Origin of the sequence: Streptomyces bicolor (genome assembly GCF_000719285.1) — a bacterium.
Lineage (GTDB): Bacteria > Actinomycetota > Actinomycetes > Streptomycetales > Streptomycetaceae > Streptomyces > Streptomyces bicolor.
This window is the reverse complement of sequence record NZ_JOFS01000071.1, coordinates 1-12,821: the sequence shown is the minus strand read 5'-3', so window position 1 is coordinate 12,821 and position 12,821 is coordinate 1. Positions and strand designations below refer to the sequence as shown.

Sequence of the window (12,821 nt, the reverse complement as noted above, 5' to 3'; positions counted from 1 at the left end):
GGTAGGGGGTGGGGCGCGCACAGGGGTGGGGCAGCCCTCAGTGGCTTCGCCTCTTAATGCCGGTCCGCATCTCTCAGCCCGTCTGGGGGAGTTTGAGGACGAGGCCCCTTCAGGGCCGACGGGGGTCCAGGGGGCGGAGCCCCCTGGCGGGGCCGAAGGGGCGGAGCCCCTTCAGGATGGGACGGGTAGGGGCAGCGGGGGCGAGAACCCTCCCGGCCCGCACACGGCCGACTCACCGTAACCACGCCCCCACGCCGCCAAAACCCGTGCCCCAAGCATCCACCCCCGCGACAATGACCAGGTGCGGTACAAAATCCTGGGCGTCACCCAGGCGGAGGACGACCAGGGCACCGTCATACCCGTCGGCGGCCCACGCCTACGCGCGCTGCTCACAGCTCTCGCCCTGCGCCCCGGCCGCCCCACCACCCCCGACACCCTGATCGACGAGATCTGGGCCGGGAACCCACCCCAGGACGCCCCAGCCGCTCTCCACGCCCTGGTCGGCCGCCTGCGCCGCACACTCGGCAAGGAGGCCGTCACCTCCGTCCCCGGCGGCTACCGACTCGCGGCGACCGAGGACGACGTAGACCTCTTCGTGTTCGAACGCCTCGTACGCCAAGGCACCTCCGCCCTCGACCGCGGCGCCCCGTCCACCGCGGCCCACGACCTCACCGCCGCCCTCACCCTGTGGCGCGGCCCGGCCCTGGCCGACCTCCCCGACCGCACGGCCGCAGCGACCCGCCCGGAGGCCCTGCGCCTGGAGGCGACCCGCGCGCGTATCGAGGCGGAGCTGCGACTCGGACGCGCCCAGGACGTCGTACCCGAACTGAGGGAACTGACCGCGGCTCACCCGTACGACGAACCGCTGCACGCCCTCCTCATCCGCGCCCTGCGCGACACGGCCCGCCCGGCCGACGCCCTCGCCGCGTACGAATCCGCCCGCCGCGCCCTCGCCGACGGCCTCGGCACCGACCCCGGCACCGAACTCCGGGCCCTGCACGCCGAGCTGCTCACACCGACGGCACCTGAGCAGAGCAGGGGACCGAGCACCGAGACCACTCCCGAAGGCCTGGAAACCCAGCCGCAGCCACGCCCGCCGACCCCGGGCCACCGGCACCACCCGCACCATCCGCACCGCCCCGAACGAAACGGCAACCTCCGTCCCCGCCTTACCTCTTTCGTGGGCCGGGAACTCGAACTCGACGCCATCCGTTCCGAATTGCACAGGGCCAGACTGGTCACGCTCACCGGACCGGGCGGCTCTGGAAAGACCCGTCTCGCCGAGGAGGCCGCCGCCGGGCTCCCGCAGGCATGGCTGGTCGAGCTCGCCCCGCTCGACCGGCCGGAGGCGGTGCCAGGCGCGGTGGTCAACGCGCTCGGTCTGCGCGAGACCGTGCTCCTGACCAACGAGCTGGCAGGCCCGCAGGACGACCCGGTCGCCCTGCTGATCGAGTACTGCGCCCCGCGCAGCAAGCTCCTGATCCTTGACAACTGCGAACATGTCATCGGCGCGGCCGCCACCCTCGCCGAGACCCTCCTCACCCACTGCCCGGGCCTCACGATCCTCGCCACCAGCCGTGAACCCCTGGGCGTCCCCGGCGAGTCGGTGCGCCCGGTCGAGCCCCTGCTCCCCGACCAGGCGCGCCGCCTCTTCGCGGAGCGCGCGGCGGCCGTCCGCCTCGACGCCGCCGCCGTCCTGCGCGACGAGCGCGACGAGGACGCCGTCGCGGAGATCTGCCGCCGCCTCGACGGCCTGCCGCTGGCCATCGAGCTGGCGGCGGCCCGGCTGCGGCTGCTCACCCCCCGCCAGATCGCCGACCGCCTCGACGACCGCTTCCGCCTCCTCACCTCCGGAAGCCGTACGGTCCTGCCCCGCCAGCAGACCCTGCGCGCCGTCGTCGACTGGTCCTGGGACCTGCTCGACGAGCCGGAGCGGACGGTGCTGCGCGAGGTGTCCGTCTTCGCGGGCGGCTGGGACCTCGCGGCGGCGGAGGCCGTGTGCGCCGGGCCGACGACCGCGGACGTCATCGGCGCGCTCGTCGACAAGTCCCTGATCGTGGCCACCCCGTGCGAGCGGGACGGCTCGGACGGCATGCGGTACCGCATGCTGGAGACCATCCACGAGTACGCCGTCGAGCGTGCCGCCGAACTCCCCGAACTGCGCCTCGCGGCCGAGCGCAGGCACCGCGTGTGGGTGCGCGCGCTCGTGGAGAAGGCCGACCCGCTGCTGCGCTCCGCCGACCAGCTCCCGTGGATCTCCCGCCTGGAAACGGAGTTGGACAACATCCGGGCCGCCCTCGACCGCGCTCTCACGGCAGACGACGAAGCGGCCGCCACGTCCATCTGCCTCGCCATGGGCTGGTTCTGGTGGCTGCGCAACTACCGAGTAGAGGGCGCCGCTTGGGTCGACCGGATCCTGCGCCTGTGCGCCGCCCTGGACGCCACCCGCCAAGGCGCCCCTCCCGCTGCCGACCCGGTGGACGCCTTCCTCGCCGACCCGGAGGGGCAGGCGCGCCACTCGCGGCATGCGCCCCGGATGAGTCTGCGCCTGCTGCATCTGTTCCTGGCCATCGAGTTCGAACCGGTGGAGCACTGGCAGGACGATCGACTGCGGTGGTACGTCGAGCAGGTGCGGGCCCATTTCGCGCGGGGCGGCCCCGAAGCGGCCCGCCTTCCGGGCCTGGTCTGGCCGCTGACCCACTACATGCTGGGTCAGACGGCGAACACCGGACCCGTCATGGACGCCGTGCTGGCCAACTGCCGTGCGCACGGCGGTGACTGGGAGACCGGCTGCATTCTGATGTTCCGCACGCACATGCTCGTCGATTCACCGGGCGGCTTGGCGGGGATCGACGACGACCTCGCAGAACTGCGGATCCTCAGCCGCCGGGCCGGCGACCGCTGGATGCGGGCCCAGGTGTGCAGCGCGGCCGGCGAGACGGCCGTGTCGCGCGGCCGCTTCGAGGAGGCCAAGGGCGAGTACGAGGAGGCGCTGCGCCTCGCCCACGAGGTGGGCGCGTACGCGGAGACCCCGTTCCTCGTCGCCAGGCTCGCCGAGTTGGCCTACCGCTCGGGCGACCGTACGGCCGCCCTGGCCGCGCTGGACGAGGCCGCCGCGGCGGCCGACCGGTTCGGCGTGGCGGACTCACGTGCGTTCGTACTGCTGATGCGGGCCCAGATCGCGCTGGACGACCAGGACACGGCACACGCGCGTGAGCTGTGTGAGGCGGCCCGCGTGGAGACCGAGCGTGCCACGCCCCCACCTCAGTTCGTCGTCATGCTCAACACGCTCGACGCACTGACCGTGACCGCGGAGTCGGGCCCGAAACAAGGCCTGCCCCGCCTGGCCGGCGCACTGCGCATGGCCGTGGAGAAGCGCTGTGCCGACCTGATCACGGCGACCCTCGCGGACACCGCGGCGGACCTGCTGACCCGCCTCGGTGACCATCCGCGCGCGGTACGCCTGCTCGCCGCCTCGGAGCACTGGCGCGGTGGCCATCCGCGCCTCCCGCCGGAACGCGCGCACGCCGAGCGGGCCGAGTCCGCCGCGCGCACCGCCCTGGGGGCCGAGCGGTTCACCGCCGAGCACTCCCGCGGCGCCGCCCTCACCCAGGACGAGGTCCTGCGCGACCTCGACGAGGCCGTGCGCGACTTCCAGGTCCCCGCCGAACAGGCGTCATAAGCCCCAGAAAGCCGGGTGAACACGTTGAACGCGTTGTTGAGCACCCCTACACGCAGCTGAACTTCGACTCCGCCCAGTCCGCCAGCAACAGGGTGTCGACGGTGCTGTGCGGCTCGACCACCAGCCGTACGGTCTCGCGCCCGGCGAGGTTCACATGGACGGGCACCGCCGGGTCCCCGCCCTTGAGCAGCGGGGACCGCCACAGCCGGACGCCGTCGGCGTAGACCGAGAAGGAGAACTTGCCGAGCCCCAGGGTGGTGTCGTCGACGCCGACGAACGCGTCGTAGGCGGAACACTCCCGGTTGAGGTCGACGGCGACGGAGGACCGGCCGTGCACGGTGACGCCGTGCGCATAGCGCTTGTCGGCGATCGAGACGCCGTACCGCTGCCACACCCAGCTGCTCTCGCCGATCCGCATCTCGGGTTCGGTGCCGTCGCCGGCGACGTCGTACGACAGCTCGCTCCACTGGTAGACGACCGGGGCGGGCGGGGGTGTCGGCGTCGGGGTGGGTGTCGGGGTCGGTGCGGGGGTGGGCGTGGGCGTCCCGGAGGGGGTGGGCGTGGGCGTCGGACTGGGCGTGCGGGTCGGCGTCGGAGCCGGGGTGGGTGTGGGGGTGGGTGTCGGGGTCGGCTTCGGTTCCACGGCCGGGACGATCGCCGGCGGCTGCGGAGCGGGCTCCTTCTTCGACGGTTCCGGCGTGGGCGTTTCCTCGACGATGGGGGAGGGCACGGGAGGCTGTTTGGCGTCCTCCTTTTCGGCCGGCTTGTCGTTGCCGGTCAGCGCGAGCACGATCGCCGCCGCCACGCCCACGGCGACCACACCGGCCGCGATACCGGCCTTCAGCGGCGCGCCCAGCCCTTCGGAGGCCGCCGCACCGCCCCCGGCGCCACCGGACGAACTTCCGCCCGCGGCCCCGGCCCCGCCCGCGGCACCGGCACCGCTCGCCGAACCACCGCTCGCCGCCGCGGCCGCCCCCGCCGCTCCGGCCGCACCCGCTCCGGCACCGCCGGCGATGAGGCCGGCCGCCTTGGCGTACCCGGCGGCGCCGAACCAGCCGATGACCGCGACCGGTACGACGGCGGGGATACCGCTGGCGACTTCCTTGATCTGGCCCGCGGCCAGCCGGCACTTGGCGCACTCCTCCAGGTGCTTGCGCAGACCCCGCTCGGCACGGGTGCGCAGGCTGCCGCGGGCGTAGGCGCCGAGCCGGTCGGCGTAGCGGGCACATGCCTCGTCACCGGCGAGGCTGGCGCTGACATGAGCCTGCAGGTAGGCCTGCTTGAGGCCCTCGCGGGCACGGCTGGCGAGGACACGCGTGCCGTTGGCGTCGAGCCCGAACAGGGTGGCCACCTCGCTCGGCGACTCGTCCTCGACCTCGGTGTGCCACAGCACCGCCTGCCAGCGCTCCGGCAGCGACCGGAAGGCCCGCATGGCCATGGACTGCTCGGCCTCGTGCATGGCGCGCACGTCCGCGCCCAGGTCCAGGCCCGCTCCGCCGGAGCCAAAGGACGCGGTGTCGTCCGACACGTCGGGCACGCGCGCGGACTGCGCGGCGAACACCGCGAAGTCGTCGACCAGTTGCTCGCGCCGCGCGGACTTCGTCCAGTCCGCGGCGGCCCGCCGGATCGAGGTGAGCAGATACGCGCGTACGGCGTGCTCGGGCCCGGAGCCGCCGCGTACCGCCTGGAGCATGCGGGCGAAGACCTCGGCCGTGAGGTCGTCCGCGGTGTGGGCGTCACGGCAGCAGGTGCGCGCGTACCGGCGCACCGCTTCCGCATGGCGCCGGTACAGCGCCTCGTACGCGGTGTCGTCGCCGGCCCGCATCCGCCCGATCAGGTCGGCGTCGGACGGCGGCAGTTCGCGCGGCGCAGGCAGCGCGCCGTCCTCGCGCCGGTCGCGCTGTGCCGGGACGCCGCCCTCCGCGCGTGCCTGCGGGCGGTGTTCCGCGGGGTCGCCGCCCGACGGCACATCCGCCCGTCCGCCCTGACTGGGCACCTGAGGAGTCGCCGAGTCACCGTCACCGCGTGACTCGTCCCACCCGTCAACGCTCATCGCGGAAAGCCCCCGCCGCCAGCTCCACCAGTCCTGGACACCGGGTCAGGGTGCCACATCGGCTTTTGGTCAGGACCCACCCGTACGTACATCCACTCGTCCGTGGGGGCTTCCTGCACCGTCGTACTACCCCTCGCCCGTACGGGGAAGTCTCAAACAGCCTTCGTCGGGCGGGAGTTGACCGCGGTGCCCGAGATTCCCGGCATATCCCGCGACGGTGTTCGAGGCGAGGGCGGCGCAGCACCCCGCCTCTTGGTCACCCTTTCGAAGTCACGCTCGTCCTCGAAGCAACGGTCGTCGCCTCCGCCGGCTCACGCCTGAGGCCGCGACCGCAGCCCCTCCAGCAGGATGTCCAGCAGCCGAGCCGAGGCCGCCGCCTGCTGCGCCGCGTCCGGCAGCGAGGGCGCCGCCGTCGCGATCACCAGCAGGACGTCCGACACCGACACGTCGGCCCGCAGCTCACCCGCCGCGCGCGCCCGCTCCACGAGTTGGCCCACCACGTCGAGCAGCGCCGCCGCTCCCGCGTCGTCCGTCGGCACCGCCGCCGGCTGCTCGGGCACCAGTCGAAGCTCGCCCGCGCCCGGCTGCGTCCGCTGCTGCGGCACCCGGGCCTCGTCGACCACGGCACCGTCGTCCGCGACCCCGACCCGCAGCACCTGCGGCGGCAGCAGCCGGCCCGCCCCCGACGCCACCGAAGTGCGCAGGAAGCGCGAGAGCGCCGACCACGGCTCGTCCTCCTGGCCGAGCGCCGCACGCGCCTGGTCGGTCAGCCGCGAGGTCTCCTCCTCGGCTATCCGCCGCACCAGGACGTCCTTGCTCGGGAAGCGCCGGTACACCGTCCCGACGCCGACCCGCGCGCGCCGCGCCACGTCCTCCATCGGCGCGCCGTATCCCAGCTCGCCGAAGACCTCGCGCGCCGCACGCAGCACGTGCTCCAGATTGCGCTGTGCGTCCACGCGCAGCGGCGTCGTACGCGCATCCCCGCGTCCGTTGCCCGCAGCCGCGCTCATCGTGCCGCCCACCGCTCCGCCGCCTGTTGTGATGGCGGACGCGGAAGACCATCGAGAATCCTGAACATGCATAAGCGATCCCCCGGTAATGACGTCTCCCCCCGGAGACTCTCCCCGTCATTGCAAAGCCGGAGCGTCGCGGAACAAGCCCGGACTACGGGTCCGCCGTGTGTGACTCACGGACCCGAAGAGCGCATCCCCCTACACCCCGTCGACATACGAACATAGTTGAGCGGGACTCAATTCAGAAGGGGCACGTTCCGCACGGAGCGCCCCTCGATCGGAGTACGAGTCGTTTACGTCCCGATTGAGCCACCCGCGATCCCCCGGCGCACACCCACTGACCTGCGGCGTTTCCGCGCACTCCGGCAATTCGGCCAAACCGTGAGGTCGACGGCCTCCGGTCACACAAATTGTCGAGCCTGTGGACAAACGCAAGCGCCGGGTGCGTCATGGGATGGTGAAGGAACGTGCGCGCATTCTCGTTGTCGGCGGCGGCTACGTCGGGATGTACACGGCCCTGCGCCTTCAGCGGAGGCTGAAACAGGAACTCGGCCGGGGCGAAGCCGAGATCACGGTCGTCACTCCCGACCCGTACATGACCTATCAGCCGTTCCTCCCGGAAGCGGCCGCCGGCTCCATCTCGCCGCGCCATGTGGTGGCACCGCTGCGCCGCGTCCTGCCGCAGTGCCGGATCATCATCGGCGAGGCCACGGCCATCGACCACGCCAAGCGCACCGCGACCCTCACCACCCTCGCCACCGAGGAGGAGGGCACCGGCACCGAACAGCTGTCGTACGACGAACTGGTCCTCGCCCCCGGCTCCGTCTCGCGCACCCTCCCCATTCCGGGCCTGGCCGACCACGCCATCGGCTTCAAGACGGTCGAGGAGGCCATCGGGCTGCGCAACCACGTCATCGAGCAGATGGACATCGCCTCCTCCACCCGCGACCCCGCGATCCGCGACGCGGCCCTCACCTTCGTGTTCGTTGGCGGCGGCTACGCGGGTGTGGAGGCGCTCGGCGAACTCGAGGACATGGCCCGCTACGCCACGCGCTATTACCACAACGTCCGGCCCGAGGACACGAAGTGGATCCTGGTCGAGGCCTCCGACCGCATCCTGCCCGAGGTCGGCGAGGACATGGGCCGCTACACCGTCACCGAACTGCGCCGCCGCAACATCGACGTACGCCTGCACACCCGCCTGGAGTCCTGCGCGGACCGCGTGGCCGTCCTCAGCGACGGTGCCCGTTTCCCGACCCGTACGGTCGTCTGGACGGCCGGCGTCAAACCCCACCCGATCCTCGCCGCGACCGACCTTCCTCTCAACGCGCGCGGCAGGCTGAGGTGCACCCCGGAGCTGACGATCGAGGGCACCACGCACGCGTGGGCCGCGGGAGACGCCGCCGCCGTCCCCGACGTCACCGCCCGCGAACCGGGCACGGAGTGCGCCCCCAACGCCCAGCACGCCCTGCGCCAAGCCAAGGTGCTCGGCGACAACATCGCGCACACCCTGCGTGGCGAACCCCTGGAGGCGTACGCCCACAAGTACGCGGGATCGGTCGCCTCCCTCGGCTTCCACAAGGGCGTCGCACACGTCTACGGCCGCAAGCTGAAGGGCTACCCTGCCTGGTTCATGCACCGCGTCTACCACCTCAGCAGGGTGCCGACCTTCAACCGCAAGGCCCGCGTCCTGGCCGAGTGGACACTGTCGGGGCTCTTCAAAAGGGAGGTCGTCTCCCTCGGATCACTCGAACATCCCCGAGCGGAGTTCGAACTCGCGGCCGGTGGAAAGCATCACCTCAACCCGGGAGACGACACGAAGGGGTCGTCCTGACCGGACCCAGGAACTCCACCGACGGGGCAGGCGTCTGACGGGTGTCGGCCAGGTCGGCCGCACTGCCAGACTGATCCCCGAACCGATCCCGACCCTGGACGACCCCGGACGGGCACCCGCCCGCCCTTCGACCCGCGAGGCTCTCTCACAGTGCTGCAACCCCGGGGTGCTGGTGCCACCCCTCAGACCCCAGGCCGGGTCCGGAGCCGGCAGAAGACGACGACACGAGGCAAGGATTCGTGAACTTCACGCGCTGGAGCGCCCGGCTCCCCGGAACGCAGCGCCGCGCCGCAGCGCGGACCGAAAGCACGGCGGCGGTCACCCAGGACCGCCGGGGGGAGAACCCGGGCGCCGTCCCCGCGGCCCGCGCCGAACACCTCACCGACGAGGCCACGCCGATCCCCGCCCTGGACGAGCTGCCGGTCCGCGAGGTCCTGGACCGCGTCCCGTCCCTGGTCGCCCTCGTCCACGGCTCCGACCACCGACTCGCCTACGTCAACGACGCCTACGTCACGGCCTTCGGCGTACGGCCCCCCGGTGAACCCGCGCGCGAGGCGCTGCCCGAGCTGGCCGAACTGGGCCTGCTTCCGCTCCTCGACCAGGTCCTGCGCAGCGGCAAGCCCCGCACCCTCAAGTCCCGCAAGGCCCCCGACGGCCGCTCCTACACCTTCACCTGCACCCCGGTCACCGAGGGCGACGGCGGCGTCCTCGTCTTCGCCACGGACGTCACCGACCACGCGGAAGCCGCCGAACGCCTCCGCGCCAGCGAACGCCGCCAACGCGAAACGGCCGTCACCCTCCAGCGCTCCCTCCTCCCCCAGGAGCTCGAAGAACCGGACGACCTGCGCATCGCCGCCACTTACCACCCCGGCGGCACGGAGGCCGCGGTCGGCGGCGACTGGTACGACGTGATCACCCTGGGCGGCGGCCGCACGGCCCTCGTGATCGGCGACGTCATGGGCAGGGGCGTACGCGCGGCAGCGGTCATGGGCCAACTCCGTACGGCGGTGAGGGCGTACGCCCGCCTGGATCTCCCCCCGCACGAGGTGCTCCAGCTGCTGGACGGCCTGGCGACGGAGATCGACGCCAACCAGATCGCCACCTGCGTCTACGCCGTCCACGACCCGAACGAGGGCCGCCTGGTGTACGCATCCGCCGGCCACCTCCCGATCCTGGTCCGCGACGAGAACGGCGCGGTCGAGCGCGCCGACGAACCCACCGGCCCGCCCCTCGGCACGGGCGGCTGGATGCACGCGTCCGGCTCGATCGCCCTGAGCCCCGGCTCCACGGCGGTGCTCTACACCGACGGCCTCGTCGAACGCCGCGACGAGGACCTGGACGAGGGCATCGCGTCCCTGGAGCGCGCGCTGGCCGGCGCGACCGGCACCCCCCAGGTGATCTGCGACCGCCTGGTCCGCTCCGCCGGTGTCACGGCGGACCACGACGACGACGTCGCCGTCCTGGTCCTCCAGCACCCGGCCCGCACGGGCCCCGACAGCGACCTCTTCCGCAACGCCGCCCTGGAACTCCTCGGCGGTGTGGAGGCGGCCCCACGCGCGCGTGCCTTCGCCTCCGGCGTCCTGACGAGCTGGCGCTTCCCGACCGACCTGCACGACCTGGGCGTCCTGGCGACGAGCGAGCTGGTCGCCAACTCACTCCAACACGGCACCCCACCCATGCGGCTACGGCTCCGCCGCACCGACCGCCGCCTGATCATCGAGGTCACCGACGGCGACGACCACCTCCCCCGCCGCCGACGCGCCGAACCGGCCGACGAGTCGGGCAGAGGCATCGCCATCGTCGCCACCATCGCCTCCGCCTGGGGCTCACGCAGGACGCCGGGGGGTGGAAAAGCGGTGTGGTGCGAGTTCGCACTCCCGCAGGGGGCGGGCCGCTAGCGAGGGGCGCCACTCAGCGGGCAGGGCACATGTCAGGCATGCGCCTGGGACTGCCCCACCGGTGAGGCCGCCCCCTGCGCCACAACCCGGCTCTTCCCCAGCCACGGCCGGTCCTGCACCGCGCTGAGCTCACGCCCCAGCCGCAGCGCGAGATAGGTGATCCCCAACGAGAACAACAGGAACGTCACGACGTACGGCCCATGCAGCGAGGCCCCCATGGGTCCACCCACCGCCGGCCCAACCGCCAACGCGAGCTGCTTGACCAGGGCGAACGCGGAGTTGTACTGCCCAGCCATCCCCTCCGGCGCCACGTCCGCGACCAGCGGGGCGACCGTCGGCGACAACATCGCCTCACCCAGCCCGAACAGCGCATACGTGGAGACGAAGGCAGCCGTGGCCATCTCCTGACTCCCGTGCCCGAGCCCCGCATACCCCGCAGCGACCCACGCCACGGCCCAGATCAAACCCACAGCCGCGATCACCCGTGACCGCCTCCGCCGCTCGACGAACTTCAGCACGGCGAACTGCGCCACCACGATCATCGCGGTGTTCGCAGCCAGCGCGGTCCCGAGCGCGGACGTCGACACCCCGGCGGCCTCGACCCCGTACGCACTCAGCCCCGACTCGAACTGCCCGTAGCAGGCGAAGAACAACACGAAGCCCAGCACACACAGCTGCACCATCGCCCGGTTCCCGAGCAACTGCTTCCAGCTCCCCTTCGCCGAGCCGGCCCCCGGCGCACCCTCGATGCGCGGCGCCCGCGGCATCCGCACCGTCGACATCACCACGACGAGCAGCAGGAACATCGCCGCCTCGATCGCGAACAGCAGCGTGAAGGACGAGACGCTCGACGCGTCCACGAGATGCCCGCCGATGAGCCCGCCAACGCCCAGCCCGAGGTTCTGCAGAAAGAACTGCATCGCGAACGCACGTGACCGGGTCTCAGCCGTGGAGCAGTCCACGATCATCGTCGCGAGCGCCGGCTGCATCACGGCCTGCCCCGCCCCGAGCGCGGCCGCCGACAGCAGTACGGCCGCCGCACTTCCCGCGAGTCCCAGGCTCAGCGCCCCCAGCGCGGCGGTGACCAGAGCGGCGAGCAGCACCGGAAGCGGGCCCCGCCGGACGATCGCCCGCCCGGCGAACGGCAGCACGACCAGCGCGGCCACGGCGAAGACGGCGAGGACGAGCCCCGCCGTCATGGAACCCAGCCCCCGTACCTGCGCCACATAGACGTACAGGTAGGGGACGGTGAAACCGAGCCCGAACGCGCTGAGTGCGTTGCCCACGTGGATCCGGCGCATCGCTGCGCCCATCGCCCTGGTCACGTTCACCTCTCTCATATCTCTCGGATGCAGATCTGAAGACTTCAAAGCTAAACTTCGAAGCTAAACAGTACATGCCGAAGAACTTCAACGCCAAGCGAGCCCGTGCCATACTCGGCCCATGGGCGACACCCCCGGCGTCAGTGAGCCGACCCTCGAAGAACAGATCGCCGCCTACCAGCGCGAGTTCCAGGACCTCGACCCCCAGGTCGAGAAGATCGTCTCGGCACTGTCCCGCCTGAACCGACGCATGAACGTCGCCTACGGCCGCCAGACCGCCGCCCTCGGCATCAGCAACGCCGAGTGGGAGGTCCTCAAGGCCCTCGTCCTCTCCGGCGCCCCCTACCGCATGGGCCCCAGCGACCTCGCCAAGCGCCTCGGCCTCACCCCGGCCGCCATGACCCACCGCATCGACCGCATGACCGCCGAGGGTCTGGTCACCCGGGAGCGCGACGAGTCCAACCGCGTCCGCGTCATCGTCGAGCTCACCGCGGAGGGCCGCGAGAAGTGGCTGGAGGCGATGCGCCTCGCGTCCGTCTTCGAGGAGGACCTGCTCCAGGACCTCTCGGCAGAGGAGCGCACCACCCTCGGCGAGGTCCTCACCCGCCTGCTCCGCAGGGTGGAACACGCCCAGCCGGACGCCGGCGGACGACTCAGCGACCTGGACTGACGCAGGCCCCGGCACCGACACAAAAGATCTTGACAGGGGACGCTTGACAGCCCCCAGCCGGATCCGTAGAGTTCTTCGGGTTGCCGCGGAGCCGTAACGGTTCTGCGACAGCACCTCCCGCCGCGAAAGCGGCACCAAACCACCAGCACGATCTCCCAACGGGGTTGATTTCGGCATGCCCGAATTCAATTCGAATTGGGACTCGGCGGCCCGATTGGGAATCGCCGAGCGGATCCGCTAAGGTTTGAGACGTCGGAACGGCCCAACGGCCGCGAAGACAAGCCCCGCTGACTGGGAGTCAGGCCCGAGAGGATCTGATAAAGTCGGAACCGCCGGAAAGGGAAACGCG

General features: G+C 72.0%; 7 protein-coding genes. 4 read left to right on the top strand and 3 right to left on the bottom strand.

The annotated features are described in order from the left end of the window. Positions 1–301: 301 nt before the first annotated feature. Positions 302–3,682 carry an AfsR/SARP family transcriptional regulator gene (locus IF78_RS0142230; protein WP_031498823.1) on the top strand — a complete coding sequence of 1,127 codons (3,381 nt, stop codon included), beginning with the start codon at positions 302–304 and terminating at the stop codon, positions 3,680–3,682. Positions 3,683–3,728: 46 nt separating this feature from the next. On the opposite strand, the gene IF78_RS0142225 is transcribed toward IF78_RS0142230, so the two are convergent. Both IF78_RS0142225 and IF78_RS0142220 read right to left on the bottom strand, forming a co-directional pair. Further along, the gene (locus IF78_RS0142225; RefSeq protein WP_031498822.1) at positions 3,729–5,735 is read right to left on the bottom strand and encodes a sigma-70 family RNA polymerase sigma factor; all 2,007 of its coding nucleotides are present in this window, start codon (positions 5,733–5,735) and stop codon (positions 3,729–3,731) included. A gap of 311 nt (positions 5,736–6,046) precedes the next feature. Further along, a complete protein-coding gene (locus tag IF78_RS0142220) occupies positions 6,047–6,817 on the bottom strand; it encodes a TetR/AcrR family transcriptional regulator (RefSeq protein WP_031488075.1) in 771 nt (256 codons plus the stop codon). A 385-nt stretch (positions 6,818–7,202) separates the two neighbouring features. Between IF78_RS0142220 and IF78_RS0142215 the strand changes: the two genes are divergently transcribed. Continuing rightward, positions 7,203–8,582 (top strand): NAD(P)/FAD-dependent oxidoreductase, encoded by a 1,380-nt coding sequence (locus IF78_RS0142215; RefSeq protein WP_031488074.1) that lies wholly within the window; start codon positions 7,203–7,205, stop codon positions 8,580–8,582. Positions 8,583–8,821: 239 nt separating this feature from the next. Beyond that, on the top strand, positions 8,822–10,480 hold the full coding sequence (locus IF78_RS0142210; protein ID WP_031488073.1) for an ATP-binding SpoIIE family protein phosphatase: 1,659 nt from the start codon (positions 8,822–8,824) through the stop codon (positions 10,478–10,480). 32 nt (positions 10,481–10,512) lie between these two features. Here the strand turns inward: IF78_RS0142210 and IF78_RS0142205 are convergent, their stop codons facing one another. Further along, the gene (locus tag IF78_RS0142205; protein ID WP_199921479.1) at positions 10,513–11,781 is read right to left on the bottom strand and encodes an MFS transporter; all 1,269 of its coding nucleotides are present in this window, start codon (positions 11,779–11,781) and stop codon (positions 10,513–10,515) included. Between the two features lie 142 nt (positions 11,782–11,923). Here IF78_RS0142205 and IF78_RS0142200 point away from each other — a divergent pair, with 142 nt between their 5' ends. Further along, a complete protein-coding gene (locus IF78_RS0142200; RefSeq protein ID WP_031488071.1) occupies positions 11,924–12,472 on the top strand; it encodes a MarR family winged helix-turn-helix transcriptional regulator in 549 nt (182 codons plus the stop codon). Positions 12,473–12,821: the final 349 nt, after the last annotated feature.

Bases quoted from the DNA above. Each gene is read 5' to 3' on its own strand.
- IF78_RS0142205 (WP_199921479.1), bottom strand. From the start codon at position 11,781: ATGCGCCGGATCCACGTGGGCAACGCACTCAGCGCGTTCGGGCTCGGT.
- IF78_RS0142215 (WP_031488074.1), top strand. From the start codon at position 7,203: ATGGTGAAGGAACGTGCGCGCATTCTCGTTGTCGGCGGCGGCTACGTC.
- IF78_RS0142225 (WP_031498822.1), bottom strand. From the start codon at position 5,735: ATGAGCGTTGACGGGTGGGACGAGTCACGCGGTGACGGTGACTCGGCG.
- IF78_RS0142220 (WP_031488075.1), bottom strand. From the start codon at position 6,817: ATGCATGTTCAGGATTCTCGATGGTCTTCCGCGTCCGCCATCACAACA.
- IF78_RS0142200 (WP_031488071.1), top strand. From the start codon at position 11,924: ATGGGCGACACCCCCGGCGTCAGTGAGCCGACCCTCGAAGAACAGATC.